The organism is Mycoplasma sp. 1199, assembly GCF_034863365.1.
In the GTDB taxonomy this organism is placed as follows: Bacteria; Bacillota_I; Bacilli_A; order Mycoplasmatales; family Metamycoplasmataceae; genus Mycoplasmopsis.
This window is the reverse complement of sequence record NZ_JAYFFA010000001.1, coordinates 268,178-288,901: the sequence shown is the minus strand read 5'-3', so window position 1 is coordinate 288,901 and position 20,724 is coordinate 268,178. Positions and strand designations below refer to the sequence as shown.

2 protein-coding genes are annotated in these 20,724 nt (G+C 27.8%); both read right to left on the bottom strand.

Annotated features, from left to right (window positions below):
• Nucleotides 1-42 precede the first annotated feature (42 nt).
• Nucleotides 43-9,885, bottom strand: coding sequence for a lipoprotein 17-related variable surface protein (locus VBM89_RS01065; protein WP_323188474.1), 9,843 nt, complete (start codon nucleotides 9,883-9,885; stop codon nucleotides 43-45).
• A 300-nt stretch (nucleotides 9,886-10,185) separates the two neighbouring features.
• Nucleotides 10,186-20,442 (bottom strand): lipoprotein 17-related variable surface protein, encoded by a 10,257-nt coding sequence (locus tag VBM89_RS01060; protein ID WP_323188473.1) that lies wholly within the window; start codon nucleotides 20,440-20,442, stop codon nucleotides 10,186-10,188.
• Between the last annotated feature and the right edge of the window lie 282 nt (nucleotides 20,443-20,724).

The window sequence follows — 20,724 nt, the reverse complement described above, 5'->3', positions numbered from 1 at the left end:
TACTGATTGATTTTGATTGTTTGTTAATTGTTAATTAACTTCTTATTTTTTCTTTCTACCGAATACAAAGATTAACATACCAATTAATCAAGTTACAGCTGAAACAGCTACAATGTATGGTCAGATTAAGATCCGTGATGCTTGTTTTAATTTTTTATCAATAGTTGTTTGTTTAACTACATCTTCGTTGTTATAAGAGTTAAGATTATTTAAAATTTCATCCGAATCAGCAATTGCTTTATTAATTGCATCTTGTTTAGCTTTAGTTAATTTTTCAAATTTCTTAGATTTGGTTAAATCAACTAAATCATTTTTAGCTTTAGCTAATTCTTCAGCATCAACATATAATTGAGTAATTTGATTATGTTTATTATCAAATTCTGTGCTTGTAGCATTATTATCTAAAATGTTATTGATTAATGTTGCTTTGGTTGTGTCATTAAGCACGTCGCTCGCTTTAACTTGTTGAATTAATTTGTCTTTAGCTTTAATGTTATTTAAGTTATTTACAAAGCTTGAATCATTAGCTAAATCCAGTGTTTCGCTAATTAATTTATCTCTGGTTTCATCAGAAATTTTGTTGTCTTTAGCTTCTTGATGTAATTGATCAATTAAGTCTAATCTAGCTTTTTCATTGGCTAATTTATTAGTAAATTCTTCGCTTGTTTCATCTAATTCTCTAATTTTTTGAGAAATTGAATCTTTTTGTTCTTGTGTTAAGTTAGGATTTTGTCTAACTTGATCAATTGCTTCTTGTTTTTTGTCAATGTTTCTAGCTATTTCATTGTAGTTTTGTTCAGTTGGATTGTTAGCTAAAACATCTTCAACTAATTTAGCTTTATCATTGTCACTTAAAGTTTGATCATTATTAATTTTGCTTAATTTATTTAATTGATCTTTGATGTTGTCAAAGCTTACTGAAGCATTTTTACTATTAGCATTAATTGGGTCTAATTCAGCAATTAATGCGTCTTTTTGAGCTTGTGGCAAGTCTGATTGGTTAATTTGTTCGTAAAGTTCGGCTTTTTTATCAACATTACTAATTTGATAATCAAGACTTGATTTTGTTCGATTGTTATCTAAGTCAATAATTTCATTAATTAATGTTGCTTGGTTTGGTTCAGTTAATTGATCATTTGCTTTAATTTGTTCAATTGCTTTAACTTTAGCTGAAATATTATTTGCTTCAGTAGCAAAATTATCTGAATCTTTTGCTAAGTTATGAACTTGATCAATTAAAGCTTCTTTAGTATTTTCATCTAAATTAGGGTTTTGTTTAATTTGATCAATTAAATTCAATTTAGATTCAATGTTATTTAATTTATCAGTTAATTTACTGTCATCATGAGGTACATTAATTACTTCATTTACTAATTTGTTTTTGTCTTCATCGCTAATGTGTTCATTAGTTTGAATTTTTTCAATTAGTTTAGCTTTTTGATCAATGTTAGCAATTTGATTTTCTAAATTATCTTGTTTATTGTCTAAGTTAGCAACTTCATCAATTAATTGTGATTTTTGATCATCAGTTAAATTAGGATTATTTCTAATTTCTTTGATTTTATCTTCTTTAAGACTTTCATTAGCTAATTGATCAGCAAATGTTTTATCTCTAGGGTCCAATTGACTGATATTATCACTTAATTTTGCTTTATCTTCAGCGTTTAATTGAGAGTCATCAGTAGCGTTAATTCTTTCATAAGCTTTTTCTTTAGCTTTAATGTTGTCTAATGTATCACCATATGAATTTTTGTCAGCTTCACTGTTTAATTTATCATCAACATTAGCTTTTTGAATATCGTCAATTAAATCTGCTTTTTGTTCAGGTGTTAAATCAGAATTGTTTTTAACATCATTAATTAAGTTTGTTTTATTAACGATTTTATCTAAATTGTCTTTGAAGTTTTGAACTTCATCAGCATTATCTGAATTAGAAGGAATAGTTAAGTCTTTAATTTGATCTATTAAAGCTTGTTTTTCAGCAGGAGTTAAGTTTTTATTTCCATTAACTTTTTCAATTGCTTTTTGTTTAGCATATTCAAAGTTTTTATCACCGTCAAGCGCATTTTTTGTATCAATTAAAGCTTTTTCTAATTCTAATACTTTAGCAACGTCTTCATTTGAACCTTGTTTACTGATTAATTCATCAACTTTGGTTTTAGCTTCGTCGTAGTTGGCTTTTGGTTCTTGAGAAGCTGCGACATATTTAGGATTATCTAGTTGAGTTAATTCATCATTAATTGCTTTAGTTGTTTCTTTTAATTGACCCATAGCATCGTTTAATGTTTGAGCCTTATCAACCACTTTGTCAACATTAGCTAACAATTTAGCTTTATCAACTTCTTCAATTAAAGCTGTTTTTTGAGCGTCATTAAGATGTTCAAGACCATTAATTAAGTTTTTTGCTTCATCTTTTTTGTTATTGATTTTTTCATCACCGTCAAGGTTTTGAGCAGCAACATTTAATTTTTCAATTAATGAATCTATGTTGTCAATACTTAATTCAGCGCTTCCATTTTCTTTATCAGCTAAATTGCTTGCATTATTAAACGCTTTATCAAATTCACGCATTTTTTCTTCAGTTGCATTTTTGTAATCAACACTATTAGTAGTGTCTTGATTGTCGGCAACTGCTTGTTTAAGCTCAGCCATTTTTTCATCTAATGCTGTTGCTTCTTCAGTTACAGCTCTAACATCTTCAGGAGTTGTAGCTTTATCAACTTTAGCAATTAAAGCTGATTTTTGAGCATCATTAATGTTTTCTAAAGCATTAATTTTAGCAATTTCTTCAGCTCTAACTGTTTTAATGTGTTCTTTACCATTTAAGTTATTAATTGCTTCATGAACCGCATTGATTTTTTCTTGAATCTTGTTATTGCTTAAGATGTCTTTTGTGTTATCACTTGGTTCGTTTAAAGCTGTTTTATAGTCTTTTAAGGCTTGAATAGAATCGTCATATGCTTTTCTTAAATCTTCTTCTGAACCTGTGTAATTAATATCGTTTTTAATCTTAGTTTCGTTGTTTAAGTATTGATCAAGTGTAGCCATTGTGCCATTAACTAATGCATTATTTGCATCAACGGTATTTACATCAGCAACTCTATCTTTTTCATTGATTTTACCAATGGCTTCATCTTTTTGTTGAGCAGTTAAGTTAGTGTAAATTGGGTTTTCACCATTAATTTTAGCAATAGCATTTTCTTTAGCTTGAGCAACTTTTTCATCACCATTTAAGCCATTGATTGCATTATTTAGTTCAGTAATTTTAGCATCAATTTGCTCAACACTTAAATTAGTTCCGTTATCACCTAAATCTTCAGTTCTAATTGCTACTTGATTATTGTATTTAACTTGACGATCTTCATCAGCTTCAACATAATCAACACTTGTTTTATTAACTTCAGCAATATCTTTGTAAGCTTTCATTTTGTTATCAATTGCTTTAGCCTTTTCAACAATATTATTAGCTTCACTTGCTTGGTTATTTTTGACTTTTTCAGTTAAGGATGATTTTTGAGCTGGATTTAAGTTAGTTAATTTATTAATTGTTTCAATAGCTTGGACTTTAGCTGTTTCATCAGCTTTGGCTTTATCTAAAAGATTTTTAACATTAATAGCAAAATCTTCTTTTGTCTTATCTAATGTGGTAGCATCAATTTTAGCAATATATGTATCTTTTTCAGCTTTAGTTAAATTATCCAGTTTGGCTAATTCATCTTTGGCATTGGTTTGTGCATATTTAAGAGCCTTGTCATAAATAGCTTGTGTTTGTTCTTGTGTTGGAACTTTTGGTAATTTTTCAATTTCAGCTTTTAATAAGCCTTTTTGATTTTCGTTCAGACTTGGGAAATGATTCTTAATGTCATTTCTTAATACTTCTCTATTTCCATCCAGTGCTTCATCAGCAGTTTTTAAAGCTTCTTTATTTTGGTTTGCTTCACCAGCTAAATTATTTAATGAATCAACAGTTGCATTGCTTAAATCTTTAGCTTTTAATTCTGTTAATTTAGCTTTAGCATTTTCCAAGACTTGATCAACAGCTTCTTTTCTATCTTGGGTATCGTTGGTATAAATGCTTGTTGCAACTTTAGCTTCTGTAGAAGTAATTTGCTTTTCTAAGTCACCAAGAGCTAAGTCTAATTTTTGAGCTTTTTCTAAGATTTTTTGTGCAGCTTCTTCATCAGTAGCATTATTTAATAAGTCTTTAATGTTATCTTTTTGATCTTCTGATAAATTATCAAGTTTATCAACTGCTTTAGCTTTTTTGTTTTTGTTTTCTTCGCCATCAAGTGCCTTGTAAGCTTTTTCTAATTCTTTTAATGCTTGATCAATTGTTGCTTTATCTGTGTTTTGGCTTAATAATTCTTTAATTTTTGCTAATTCAGCATCGTAATTAGCTTTAACATCATGAGAAGCAAATTGATAGTTATCTAAAGTTTTGTCTGCTGAATAAGCATCATCATTTAATTCTAAATTAGCATTTTCTGTTAATGATTTTAGTTCGTTTAAAATGGTTACTTTAGTATTTGTCATTGCTTGATCTAAATTATTAGCTTTTTCTTTAATGGCTTCAATTTGATCAACATTTGAATTGGTAATTTCTGTAACTAATGCATCTTTTTGAGCTTGATTTAAATCATTTAATTGTTTAATATGTTTAATTGCTTGTTCTTTAGCATTATTGTCTGCCTGAGCAGCTTGAATAATAGTTAATAAATTAGCATCTGGTGAAGCAATTGTTGCTTTTTGAGCATTATCCAGTTGTTGTTTGTATTTAGTTTGTTCATCATTGCTTAAGTTTGCTAAAGCAGCTACAATTTCATTAGCTTTTGCTTTAGCTCCGGCAAAAGCAGAGCTGAGTATTTCATCAACTTTGCTTTGGTCTGGATTATTTTGATCCAAAGTTTCAATTTGTGTTAAGAATCTTTGTTTATCAATTAATAAACTATTGTCATAGTTATTAATTTCATCTCTTAAAATTTGTCTTTTGCCATCTAATTTTTCAATTTCATCATTTAATTTTTTTGTTTCATTAACAACGTTTGTGTTAATTTGCGTTAATTTATCTAAACTATCTATGTTGGCAAAATTGTCTTGTTTAAAGTTATTTAAGGTTTTTTCTGCTGCGCTAATTGCCTTATCAAACGCAGTTTGTTTAGCTTTTGTATCATTCGTATAAATATCTTTAGCTTGTTTAGCTTTAGCTTCTGCTATTTTGTCAATTAAAGCTTGTAGATTGGCATTTAATTTTTCTGCTTCTTGGTAAATTTTATCAGCTTGCTTAGCTGAAGAAGCGTTGTTAATTAATTCTTTAATTTTAGCTTTTTGATTAGCACTTAAATTACCTAATTGATCTATTTTATTGTTTAATTCACTAACTTTGTTATTACCATTTAAAGCATTGTAAGTGGCTTGAAGATCACTCAATGTTTTTTCAACTTTTTGAAGATCTCCGTTTGTGCCTGTTTTTTTATTTAATAATGCTTGCGCAACTGACAAAGCAGTATCATAAGCTTGTTTTAAGTCATCGCTTGCTAATTTATATATAACATTAGTTTTTTCATCACTATTTTGATTGTCATTTAATGAATCATTATTAGTTAAAACTTTTAATTGATCAACAACAGTTGTGCTCAAAGCGCCCATTTTGTCATTTAAAACACTAGCATTATTAAACATTTGCTCGGAAGTTTGTTTGTCAGTAGCATTTCTAATTTGATCAGCTATTCTGTAAGCTTGATTGTCATTTAAATTAAGATACGTTGTAGCAACCTTATTAGCAATTTCATATTTTTCAACTTTAATTGTTAATTGATTTAATTTTTGAACTGTTTGCTCTTGTGCGTTTGCTTCATTTGAGAATGATGCTTGTTCTTGCTTGGTCAATAATTGACTATTGTTGATTTTTGCTAAAACTTCACGTCTTTTCTTTTCTAAAGTAGTTAAAAAGCCGTTTAAAACAATTGAATTTGTATCGCTTGAAACTTGGTCATTTAATTTGGCAATACTTGATTGAAGTGCATAATCAACTGTAATTGTGCCGTTTTCGTCATTTTTAGCAATATTGTTTATTTTTACTAATGCATTTTGATTGTTTAAAGCACCAAAAACAATTTCATTATCTTGAATTTCAGAAGGTAACCTGTTTGCTTGATTGCTAATTGAATTGTTTGAAACTGTTAATGTGTTCTTTTTAATATTAGCAACCAATTCATTTAATCTTTCAACTTCTGTTTTAAAGTTGTTTACTGTTGCTTGTCTTTGTTCAGTTTCAATATCATTAATTCTTTTTGACTTAATTACATAATCAAAAGTTAATGTTCCAGTCTTATCATCAACAACAAATGAATTGTCTTTAAGAACAATTTCATCGGTTTTATCATTAATTCCATTTACATCAATATATTGAGCAAAGTTTTCTTTAGTAATTTCACGAGCCAATACCGATTTAGCTGTTTTAAGGGCAAATGTAGCATTTAAAGTATCGATTCTTTGTTTTTCTTGAACTCTATCAGCAGCAAAACCAGTAATTCAATTAGATGTTGTTTCATCACTTTGAATAGTTGTGTTATATAAGTTTTTAGTTGATTTTACAACAAAATTTAATTTTGCTCTACCGCTATCATCTAATTGCTCTTTTTCAGCTATTGCTTTAATTTCCACAATTGCGTCTGTTAAAGTATCAATTGGATAGAATTTGACTAATTGAGCATCTCTAACCAAGGTATTTGATTTTGTTTGATTATTAGCTTGATCATAACCAAATTTATTTTCATCAGAAGCTAATGCTTTAGTCATTCCATTAATTCTATCTTGTTCTTTAGCTAAGTTTAATGTTTTAGTGAAATCACTATCATTTTTATAAACTACATTTAATTTATTTGTATCTAAATTTGTATCAATTAATTTGTCGATTTCGCCTTTAAAAGTTTGTTTTTGAGCATCTGATAAGTTTTGTAAGGATTTAATTTGCGCTTTAACAGCACTAGCAGATTCTTTATAAACTGCATTAGAAATTTGCAATAAGTAACCATTAATTTCGTTTTGATCAGGTTTAGTTAAAACAAATTCTTGGTTGGCATTTGTTGTAAAATTATGACGATTGCCATATTCTGTCTCAGCAACATTTATTTTGCTAATTTTTCCAAATCAATTTGTTAAAGCGCTTGATTCGTTAGCAATGTCGTAGTATTTCTTAGCATCGATATAAACATACTTTTTAAATTCTTCAGCTAATTTACCACCATTGCCAAAAATGTTGTCTAATGAAGTAACTAAGTTGTTAAAACCTGTTAAGTAATTTTGTTTTAAGTTGGCACTTAATAAATTAGTTTCTGAAGCAAAAACATTATTTGCTTTATTATTTTCATTGTCTGATCCAATTAATTGATTCATTAATTTTGTTCAAGCTGGTTCATTAACATTACTAAATTGTTCTCTAGCGTTTTGGCCATCTCAAACATAAGAAGTGTTAGCTTGATTTTTGTCAATTAATGTACTGCCACCTGTAAATAAATCACTTGTTTTGATTGTGTCTAATTCTTGATTAAATGTTTTGGTTTTAGTGTAAATGTCATTAGCTAAACTAACAGCTTTTTCTAGTTTTTGAATATCGCCTAAATAGTCATATTTTCAGTTTGCTTTTCAAGCGTTTGCTAGTGTTGTGCTTGATTGACCTTGATCATTTTTAACTTGAATATTTACAAAATCATTTAAAGCTTTATTTTTAATTTTTTCAATAAAGGTTTTAATTTGTTGTTTGTTGTATTCAGAATCGGCGATTACTGCGTAATTGTTAATTTTATCTTCTAATGCTTTTAAGTTTTTTAAACCATTTGGAGTGCCAAAGTTCGCTCCTTTTCAAATTGCTAGGGTTGATTGAAGATTGTTATAGCTAACAGTTGTTGGAGCATTTGATCTATCAAATAATTTTTCGCTTTGATTAAATTCATTACTCTTGTAAGCAGCATATTCTCAATAAGAAAATTTGCGAGAATCAATATTATTTTTGTAAGCAGGAGTTGAAAATAAATAATCCAACTTTTTAGTTCCATCATAGTCATCAACTGTTACTTTTTCATCGCTTGAAGCATAATTAACTGTTTCAAAGAACTTTTCTTCAATTTGTTTTTGCAAGTCATCATATGCCTTAACATAAGCAATTCATTCATTAAGATTTCTCTTGCCTGTTCCACCTGGTAAGTTGTAATCTTGATCTATTTGCTTTTCTAAATCTGCCATTAATTGTGCTTTTTGAAGATTCGTTAGTCATTTAGATTCTTTGATTGTTGCAATAACAGTACCATAATCAGTTAATGATCAAACAATGTTTGAATTTATGTTGGCTTCGCTTGAAAAGTTATTACGGTCGCTTAATGTGAATCTACCATTATTATTAGCAAATTTTCAATATTTTTTGCTTTTTTCATCTTGTTTAATAACTAATTCAATGTTAGATGCTTGTCAAGTAGAAGGTGTGGTTGATGCAGAATCAACGTTATCAATATCAATAGATTCTTGAATAACTGCTTTATTAGTAAAAGGTTTACTAAAATCAGAATAGTTGCTAATATTGTTTCTATTAATTTTTACAACTGAATTACTGTCATTTAAATTTTTAGAACTATTTAGTTGTGTATTAACTAAATAAAATTCTGCTTGTGGGGCGTTTAAATCTAAAGTATTAAATGATTTTTTAACTCTATCATCATATTCTTCTTTAATAATCAAATTGGTGTTTCTTCAAAAACTAGGTTTTTGCATAGAAAATTTTTGCAATAAGCTTTGATTATCATAACGATAGGCTTGAGTTGTTCCAAAAAACGATCTTGTTGTAGAGTTGAAATCGTTTGTAGTTGTACCATCCGAATTTATGTTAAATCTAACATCAAATTCTAATACCACTTCTTGTGGTCTAGCTTGTGTACCGCGACCTGAAGCAAAGTAAAAATAACCACCAAGACTATTACGAATTGTGATTCAACCATCTGATTTAGCAAAACTTGCAGCATCATTATATAAACCATTGTCAGGTTTATATAGTGCATATTTGTTTAAAAACGCTGCTCCATTAAAGCTAAAAATATCATGAACAATATCAGTTGTTCCCCAATCACTATTATCAGATCAACTTGTGTTTTTTGCTCCTGTTAAAGGATTTTCTGTGTAAAAAGCATTGTATCTACTTGAAAATTGTTTTGAAACGCTTTCTTCGTTTGTGCCGTCTGTAGTGGTAGTGTTTGAAATAACTGTAGGAGAAACGGTGGTACGACTAGTATAACTAAATGAGAAAGGGTCAATTGTTACGGTTTCGTGTCTTTCTAATTTAGGGCTTGTTTTATATTTTGATTTTCTCGCGTCATAAATTTTTACATCAATGTCGCTTGCCAAAACAATATCTTTAGAAAATCAAAAACCACCAGAAAAATAATTCTCGGGAATAAGCATTGAATCTTGGTCTTGATAAGCTCTCATCGACAAGTATCTAAGTCTAATTTTCTTAACGAAATTAGGATTTAAAGCGTTTGCGGAATCATCACTTGGATTTCAAATTGTTTTTTGTCCAGCGCTATTTTGTAATTCAACCCATCGACCATTTTCATAAATTTCCATAATTGTTTCAGGTTTTAAAGGGTCATCATTCTTTGGAAATCATGTTCGATCCACTTTTCCTCAAACTTCTTTGTTCCATGAACCTGTTTCATATTTTTCTACTGCTGTATTAGCGTTTCTTGTGATTGTTGAAAAAATATTTATTTGGTCATAGTCACCTGTTTCGGCTTCTTTGTTATCAACTCTTATCAATGCTGATGGTAAAAATAGCAACAAAGGACTTGTTGTTACTCCAATTGTTAAAAATTTCTTTATTAATTTTTTATTTGCCATATTCTTCTCTCTTCTTAAATTAAAAATTTATAATTAAATTTACAATTCTAAATTAAATTTAATAATTACCGTTATATATACATTAAATATTTAAGTTTAATTATTAAAATTTTTAATTATTTTACATTATATATGTAAAAAAAAAAAAAAAAACTAGGACAAGAAAAGTAGACAGAAAAATAAAAAACTGTCTACTTTTCTTGTCCTAGTTTAATTGCACAAAATGTACAAAAAAATCAGCACCAAGCAAATTTGGTACTGATTAATTGACTAATTTTCTTGTTAATTATTACTTAACAATTATTTTTTCTTACCAAATATAAAGATAGCCATTCCCAATAATCAAGTTGCTACTGAAGCAGCTACAAAGTATGGTCAGATTAAGATTGGTGAGTTGTCTTTTAATCCTTTAGTAATAGCTGTTGTAAGCACATTTAATCCCTCAATATCTCCAGCCTTAGAAACTAATTGTTTAATGTTTTTAAGGTCTGTTGAGTTAAGTTTTTTCTTAGCTTTTGTAGATGTTTCAAAGTAATTGTGTTTAATTACAGCGTTTGCTAAAGTATCGATATTTGCAAGGTCTGAAGCGTCAGCTAATTCTTCAAAGTTATTTCTTGATTTGTTTGTTGTGATTGAATCAACTAAATCAAGTAAGTTTTGAGCTTTAGCAATAGCAGCTTCTCCATTTGTATCTGAGAATGCTTTTGAATTAAATTCATTAATTGCTTTAACAACATTTTCTCTATGTTTGTTTGAAGCATCTGTTCCGTATGTACTTTGTAAGTATTGGTTCGTTAAATCGTTTAATTCATCTACTTTTTTATCGTAGATAGCTTTGTTTAAAGCTTTAGCGTCTTCGATAGCTTTTGCTAATGATTCACCATCTGTAGCGTTTTTAATAGCTTCAGAAGCTTTGAATTTTTCTGAATCTGATAAGTATGAAAGTTTATCAAGTTCTTTAAGAGCTTCTTCTTTAGCAGCATCTAAGTTTTCACTTCCATCAAGAGCAGCAGTTGCGTTGTTTAAATTATTTGTTAAATCAACGATGTTATCTACTGGCTTATTAAAGTTAGTAATATCTTTAATTGCTTCTACATCTGCTTTAGCTTCATCAAAGTTAGCTTTTGGTTGTTCTGAAGCTTTTGTGTAAGCAATTGTTTTTTGTGCTTTAGAAGCTTTATCTAGAGCTTCTTTAGCATTATTCATTAAAGTAGCATTGTTTACAATGTTATTTACATCTACAATAGCTTCTTTAGCATTAATATCAGATTTGGCAGTATCTTTTTGTGTTTTTGATAAGTAACTTAACTTATCAATAGCAGCAATAGCATCTGCTTTAGCTTTTGCTAAGTTTGAATCTCCGTTTAATGCTTTGTGAGCATCTTTAAGAGTTTGCACTTTATCTTGTAAGTTTTCTACAGCATTCTCAAAGTCTTCTTTGCTTTCTAATGAATTTAAATTATCCAATGCTGTAGTTAATGCATTTTGTTTGTCTGCATCAGCTTCTTTGAATTGAACTTTTTCTTTAACTGGGGCAATGTCTTTAATTGTTCCTAGAGCAGCATCAACTGCTGTTGTGTTTGTAACAATGTTATTTACATTGTCAATTGTGTTTTGTTCTTCAACTTTAGCTTTAGCAGCATCTTTTTGTGTTTCTGAGATGTTTTGTAATGCATTAATAGTTTTCTTAGCTTCTTTTTTATGCTTGTCTAATTCAGTTAAGAAACCACTTAAAGTAATAGTTTTAGATTGTTCTGATTCAATATCAGTTAAGTTTTCTTTAGTTGAAGCAATTTTATATTTAAAGGTAATTGAACCATCGGTATCATCAGCACTTAACTCAATAATTTTTAAATTAACTTGATTAATCGCTTCATTATCTAAGTTCATATCAAAATATGTACTTAAATTATTTAATACTTGTTCTTTATTAGCTAATAATTCTGAAGGTAAAATTTCAGTTTGATTATCTAATTTATATTCAACATGAGATTGAATTGTATCATCTGCTAATAAATTATTAATTCTTTCTTGTTCAGTTAAAAATCCGTTAATAGTGAATTTTTTATCATCAACATGAATGTCATTTAAACCATCTCTTGTTGAATAAATGCTATAAGTACCGCTTAAAGTACCATTTCTATCATCACGAGTTTTATTACTAATTGTAATATTTGTGGTTTTAACGTCATTTTTATTTAAATTACCGATAGTAATTTCAGTATCTGAAGCTTGTTTTTGATTTTTATCACTAACACTATTATTAAAATCAAAAACTAAACCTTCTAATCTTTGTAATTCAGTTTTGAAACCGCTTAATTTATTAGTATTAGCACTTCTTGTTTGATTAACAACAATTTCTGCACCTTCTAAACCTGGTTTAGTTGATTGCAAGGTATAACTTACTTTGATATATCCTTCACGATCATCACGTTCAGTAATAGTTAATGAATTTTCTTTAACTTTAATTTGATTTTGTTCTAAAGTTTCATTATTCTTTAATTTAACAATTACTTTTGAATCAATTACATCATTTTTATTATAAAGAGGTAAGTATTGATCACGATTTGTAAAATCAAGCACAATTTTTGGTAAGAAGTCTTCAATTCTTCTTTTCTCTTCTTCAGTATTTGTTAAGAAGCCAGCAAAATTAACAGGAGTTGATTCTTTAGAAATTACTTGTTGTTCTTTGAATGTTTCTTTTCAATTGCTTACTAATTTTTTCAAATCAATTTGATCAGTATTTACTTGTCTATTTGAAATTAATTTGTATTTAACTCCAATTTGACCAGTATTATCATTTGCATCTGTTAGAAGTAAATCAGAGCTATGATCGCTTGTATTGTCGGCATTTTCTTTAATTGAAGCACTAAAATTATCTTTATTTAATGTTGAAGCTTTTTGAGTTTCTTTATTAACAGTGTTATTTAATGAAATATCATATGGATTAGCATCAATTAATTTATTTAATCTTTGTAATTCTGTTTCAAATCCACTAATAATAATTTCTTTAGTATTAGAAACCACAGAAGCAAAGTCTGGTTTAGTTGATCTAATTTGGAAACTTAAACGAATTTCACCAGTTAAATCATTGTAACCAACAATTTTTTGATTAACAAATTCATAATTATCTTTATTTAATGTATCTCAAGTTCAATTAGTGGTTGCATTTGTTAAACTTGAAGCTTGTTCATTTGCTTTATTTGGATAATCAATACGATAAAGAACACCATTTTCAGCTTTGTCACTAAAATCAATAGAATCTAATCTTTCTTTTTCTTTTTGCGCTAAAGTTTTAAAGCCACTTAAAGTACCTGATTTATTATATTGTTTGCTTGAAGTTACAGCATTCAAGTTTTGTGAATTAACTGTACCTCTATTAGAAATAATTTGTCAAGTATAACTAATTTCACCTGTGTTATCATTAGCTGATTTATCTACTACTTTTAAGTTATAACTTGTATCTTTATTAGTTGCTAATTTATTTAAAATTAAGTCTTTTAATAATTGTGATGCCGTTCATTTATCATATTGGTCGTTTGCAATATTTTTAATTCCGGCTTCAATTGCTAAGTTTTGAATAATTTCATCAAGACGCATTTGCTCAGTTTTAAAGCCTTTAATTTGAACATATTTATTATCTGAAATTACATCTTGATAAATTTCATCACTTTTTTCAGAAACTAAATGGTATTGGATTCTAATAGAACCATCAATTTCATTTCTTGCATCAATACCATCAATTACAACTCTAGCTTCCGGAGTAGCTTCTTGAATAGTTGCAATTACTTTTTTAATATCTGCATCTGAAGGTAAAGTTGTAGTTTTGTTTTCATAATCTAATACAACAGTTAAATTATTTAAACGTTCTTTTTCTGCTTCACGATCAATTTTATCTTGCTCTGCCTTAGTTCTGAAACCAGATACACTAATAGAACCTAAATCAGTATTATCTGAAACAGGTGTTACAAAAGGAGCATTAGGATCAACTTCTCAATTAGAAATTAATTCAGCTTGAGTTTTGGTTGATCTAAGTTCGGCTTCAATATTAACAGTTCCTGCAGCATCATCTACACTTTCTTTAGAAACATTAATTAATTCAGCTTTATTTTCATTGCTTTGAGTATAGTAGAAATTACTTAAATCATCATTATCATCTACTGCTTTTGAAGGTATTGATAATGATTTTTGTGGATAATCAACATTAATATTTTGATTATACATCTCTTGACGTAAATTATTTAATCTACCTTTTTCAGTTAAATAATTATTAATAATAATTTCTTTTGGTTCTGAAACTACATCTTGACCGTTTTTGTTACTAATAACTTTAAATTGAACTTTTAAAGCCCCAATTACATCATTATAACCAATTACATTAGTGATGCTAATTCTTTCGTTAGCGTGATTATCTGGAGTTTTGAAAGTTAAGTTAATATCATTATGCTTAGAAGCATCATTGAAAGCAGAAGCTAATTTAGTTGCATCACCTAAACCAACAAATTCATCATTGGTGTAAGCATCAATTATTTCTTTTTCTCTATCAATTGGGCTTTGGAAACCACCAATAGTAATTTCTTTAGTTAAACTTGAAGTAACGTCACTTAAATTATCTTTAGTAGAAGTTAAATTATAAGTAACAATTACTTGTTGATTATTGTTTGGATCTACTTTTACATTAGTAATTTCAATTTTAGCTTTCGAATCACTTAATAATGTTTGGTTTGGACTCAACATTTCTTTTTTTACTTCTGAAGCTAAAACTTTATTTTTAGCTTTTTGTCCAGCATAAGTAATTTCTTTAGTGATTGTTTTGTCATTGATTACTTTGTCTAATCTTTGACTTTCAGTTAAAGTATTAAAAGTAGCAGTTCTTACTTGAGTAGAAACAATATCATCTAAATCAGTTCTTTTTGATTTAATCTTGTATTCAACAGTAAATGCTCCAGTTTTATCATTAATAGAATTTGAAACAATTTCAACTTCATAAGCTTTATCTGTTTCGCTTGTAGCAAAATCGATATCACTTGGTTTTATTTCAGAAGCAGTTTTATTTGATTTAGCATTTTCACTTAAAGTAGGTTGATAACTAAGAGCATCAATTCTTTCTTGCTCAGTTTTATATTTATCATTAGTTGCTGATTTAAAAGTATAAGTTTTAGTTGCAGTTTCTGCATTATTTAAATTTTCTTTAGTTGATCTTAATTTATATGAAATAGTTAAACTACCACTACGATCATCTTGATTAGTAATAGCTAATTCAACTACTTCAGCATCACTATTCTCAGGTAAAATTACAGCTAAAGCACTATTAATGTTATTAGCAGAAATTCCAGAAGGCATTAATTGTGGATTTTTATTTTGATATGAAACTTCTAATTCGTTTAAACGATTAATTTCTTCAAGATTATTAGTTAAATAACCTGCAAACTTTACAGTATTAGATTGTTTAGATTTAATAGGATCTGAATTAGTAACATCAGGCTCTCAATTATCTGAAACTAAATTATCTCTAGTTGAAATTAATGTATAAGCTACTCCAATTTCCCCTGTATCATCGTTTGAGTTTAATGTTAAATTAGAATCAATTTTAACATTTTGATTAGCAAGAGAATCTGGAACATTAGTAACAAAATCAGCTGATGTTAAAGCAGAAGGTTTATTGTTTGTTGTTCCTGATTTTTGACTAATTACAGAAGTAGGAGAAGTATTTTTAATTAATTCATTGATTCTGTCTAATTCAGTTTTAAAACCAGAAATAGTTACAAATTTCTCTTCTGATTTAATAGTTTCAAGATTTTCTTTAGCTGATTGTAATTTGAAACCTAATTTAATTTGTCCAGTAATATCGTTATAAGCAACAATTTTTTTATCAACGAAGGTATATTGACCATCTTCTTCAGGACTTCAATTTCACTTACTGTTATCTAAATCTTCTATGGTAATTTTAGAAGCTAAAATTTCAGATTTATCATTTCTATCAATACTATAACCACTTAAGCCATCTAATCTAGTTTTTTCACCATTTTTAAATCCAGAAATTGTTACACTATTGACATCAGATTGTGGAGCAGTATAAGTGATATTATCTAAATTATTATCTTGTCTTCAGAATAAATCTTCTTTAGATTTAGTTGAAGTTAAAGTGAAGTTTAAAGTACTTCTACCAAAATCGGATTCTGGATTAATGTTTGCGATATCGAAAGTTAATTCTTCATTTGTTGCATTTGAATATGAATAATTAGCTTTATTTTTAGCAGTTTCTGAATTAGCTAATTCATTGGCAGCTGTAAAATTAAGACTAATTTTACTTTTATCTTCATTAATACTATTAGCAATAGTATTTAATCTTTGTTTTTCAGTTTGATAATTATCTTGAGTATCTGCTTTAAAAACGTAAGTTTGCACTTTAGTTTTAACATCAGTTAAATCAGTTTTAGCTGAAACTATTTCATAAGTAATTTCAAGTTTACCATCAATATCATTAGCGGCAACTACTTGTATATTTTTAATAACAGCATCTGGTTGATTATCATTAATTGCCACAGTAAAAGGACTTTGATCAGTTGCATAATTTTTAGCTACATTAGTAGCAAATAATTGTGGTTTATTATTAGTGTGATTAATAGTTAACTTATATAAACGAGTGCTTTCATCAAGTTTAGATTTAAGTTTACTTAATTCTTCTTTTAAAGCTTTAAAGTTAGCTAAAGCTTTAGTATAAAGACCACTGTAATCATTTGGATCTGTTTGTTCAACTTGATTTAATTTATCTTTATTTTGATTACCATCTGCTAATTTTAAGTTAAATGCAGTATTTAACTTGGTAGTTAAACTATCGGCAGCATTTTTGAGTGAATCAATAGCATTTTTATAACCAACATTAGTATCTGCCACATCATTAGTTTGTCATTGGTTAATTTTTTCTAATTCTTTACCAATTGCTAGGTCTAAGGCTTTAACTTTTTTAAATTGATTTTCTTTATCACTTTCATTAGTAATTGTGGTATCAATTTCTTTTAACAATTGTTGTTTTAATTCAACTGTCATGTGTTTTAATTCATTTTGTCTTGGTAAATATGAACTAGAACCATCTAATTTAGATTTGGCATCTTCAAGATCTCTTAATAAAGTTTCAATTTCTGCACTATTAGTAATTGGAGTAGTAGCAGAATCATCAATTACTGCCTTGGTTTGCTCAATAAGTTGTTTGTAGTTATCTTTTTCACTTTGAGTTTTTTCATAAGCGTAAAGTTCATCAGTAATTTCGCCATTATTATTTGGTTTAAGTGAATCAGGTAATCCATCATAATAATCTTTTAATGCTTTAATTTGAGTATCTAAATTAGTTGCATTAGTTTTAAAGGTTTCATAATTTTCAGGATTTACATAATTACTATCATTGCTATCTGTAATATTTATTTGATCAATTAAAGATTTTTTTTGCTTAGCAGTTAAATTAGTTAATGAACGAATATGATCAATTAATACTGCTTTATCATAAATTAGTTTTAAATTTGCATCATTACCAAATTGAGTAAATTCTTCACTTATTGGATTAAGTTCTGCTTCATTGATTAATCTTGAAAATTCTGTCTTATCAGTTTCAGTTAAATTAGTTAATTTATTTAATTTAGCAATTGAATTAGTTTTAGCTTTAGCAAAAATTTTATTAATTTGTTCTGCTAATTCACTATTATTTTCACTTCATACATCGTCATTAACTGATCCATTATTACTTTTATAGTTATTTTGTAATCTTGCTAATAAAGTAGCAAATTCTTGTCTTTCAGTTTCATCACTTTCAACAAAAACAAATGAATCAACTGCTTTTTGAGCTTGATTTTTATTACCATTTAAAGCATTTAAACTTTCAGTTAATAAATTAAGTCCATTATCCAATTTAGTTTTGAAGTTGTTAAACTTAGCATAATCAGTTAAAAAGCCTTTACTTGGATCATTTAAAAAGATTTTTTGGTATTCTGCATTGTCAAAAGCATCAATAAATTTATTGTATTTTTCACCATCTTCATGAGAACTTATAGTATTTTCAGAAACAGTTTCTTTTCAACTTCCATCGTCATTTTTTAAATTATTGTTAATTCAAGTTACATAATCATTTAAATATTTACGCTTCAAAATTGCATCAGCAACTTCTGCTTGTAATTGCTCCAATGTTTCTAAATTGGTATTTGAATTGGTTTCAATTAAGTTATCAATACCACCATTAGCTGCAGTTAATTTAAACTGATTATTGATAATGTCAATTGCTTTTTCTTTAAACAATTTAACTAAATTATCTTTTTCAGCTTGGGTTAAACTTTGGTATGCTTCAGGATAATTTTGACTAAACTCACTAGTTGCGAGATCATTAATCTTACCACTAATTGTTTTGTCATTAGCAACTTTGTATCCATCTAATTTTGCCACTTCTTGATCATAGGTTTGGTGATCTCTACCTAAAATGTAATTTAATTTATAACCTCATTGAGTAGCAGTTTTTTGCCCTTGTGGCAGAGGTTGATCGTTTTTTAAGGCATTTTTTCCACTAGATAAAAATTCATGAAGTTTTTCAACCATTTCTTTTAAATTTTGAGTAGAAGAATAAGCAAAATTTAATTGAGAAATTAATTTGTTTTCATCGCTAGATAATCCTTTATTTGCATCAGAATAATAAATTTCATCAACTTCTGAAGCAAATTGAATCGTAGGAATCATAAATCTCAATAATTTAATAAAAGTGTATACATACTTTTTATCATCAGGTGTACTTCTGTTGTTATGATCATTAAATCAAACATCACTTTCGCTACTATTTTCACCCCTATCTTTAAATTCATTATTAATAAATTTTTGAACTAATTCACTAACTCAACCTGATAAATTAGGGAAATCTGTTTGTAACATTTGTTCAATTTTTAATCTATCAGTAATAAGAGGAGTATAGGCTAAATCATTAAAAACATAAAAACCTTGAGAATCTTTAGTTGTGTTAGCAAGTTTTGCTTCTGCAATATTTCATTGATTTTGGAAATTAGTGTCTTTAATTTTTGCTTTAATTTTGAAAGTGCTTGGATCAATATTATTAAGCGGTGAATTTAAAGTGTATTCACTATAATATTCTCTTGCATTATTTATGTTATTGTATTTTGTTCTATCTAAATCAAGTAATTTCATTTCTGTGCCATCTTTATTAGTGTAATAAAGACCTAATTCATACAATTTATTATCAATTTCATCATCTTCTCTTCTTTTAATTGATTTAGGTAAATATATGTTAGCTTCAGATGAATTAACTGTTTCTTTAATTCTAAATTTGTATTCAGTTGATTTAGTTTTTTCACTTCTTATGATAAATCCAGATTCACCTTCAAAACCAGAGTTAAATCCAACATCAAAAAGAGTGTAAGCTCCACCTAAAAAGGTTGGAACAGAAGTTTTGCCATTTCATTTAAAATTAGGATTATCAACTGTTTCAAATTCAACAACTACAACGTTGTTTGATCATCCCCTATTTCTGGCATTTGGTGCATCAATGAAAAAACTAAACATATATCCGGCATTTTTTTCTAATAAATTTCAAAAACCAATACCTTCATTATTTAATAATTCTTCATCATACAAGCCATCATTAATTAATTGTCTTGCTACTTCACCATTTTCAAATTTATTAATTTTTTTAGTAGATTTATGATAGAAACCAGGTGTTCCCTTTCCAAGGGTAGTAACTTGGTCGTTAATTAATCTATTAGCAATATCTGAGCGGCTATCACGAGTTAAACCATTTTTTTCAGCAATTACTTGTTCTTCTGCTGTTCAAGGGTAGGCAGAATTAGTTCACAATCCTCTTAATCTAATTTCGCTATTATTGTTATATCCAGCTGCTCCAGCAGTAGAAGTATTTTCTGGATTTACTCAGTTAACAATATTTTGTCACTTATCTTCAAAGTAAGGATTTTGAGAATAAAGCGGGTTAATAAAAGTGTAATCACTTTTATTGGTTGGTAATTTAGTTCATGAAACCGGAATTTCTTTTGTTGAAACATTTGCATAATCAATAACATTAATATCAGCTGGATAAAATGAAAATTTAACGAATGAATTATCAGCTAAAATCATGTCTTGAGAAAAATAAAAACCACCTAAATATCTGTTTTCTCTAAAATTAGCTGGTTGATCTTTATGAAAAATTAATTTTCATTTTCTACGTCTACCATTTAATGATTTATCATCAACCCAATTAGCTCTTTTAGTGAATCTATCAAAATAATTTGTATTTAAGAAATTAGGATTTCTATTATCAGTTACTGATGGATCACCAATAGTTACTAAATTTTGAGTTCCTTTATATCCATAGAATTGATACCCGTTTCCATCGTCATATGAACCATATTGACTATATCTTGTATTAGAATAAATGTCAGTATCTTCATAAAAGAAACTGTCATATTTAGCATCAGTAGTATCTTTACCCATATAGATAGGAACTGAAGAAATTAAAAGTATAGATGAAGAAAGAGCAGCGCTTAAAAGCGTAAATATATTTTTTTTCTTCATAAATGAAGTCTCCTGTTAATTGTTTTAATTAAATATAAATATATACACATTAAAATAAACATAAAAATAACTCAAGTCACGGGAGTTATTATTGATGATTTCTAAATACATATGAAATCATTATATATATATATATATATATAGGTTCATTATATATTAATTTTAGAATTATGAAAAAATTAAAACTTTTTTGAAAATTGTATCAATTTCAGGTATGACATTAATTCCTGTGGCATTTGTTGCTTCTTGTGAAAATTCTAAACAAAAGAAATAAACAGGGAC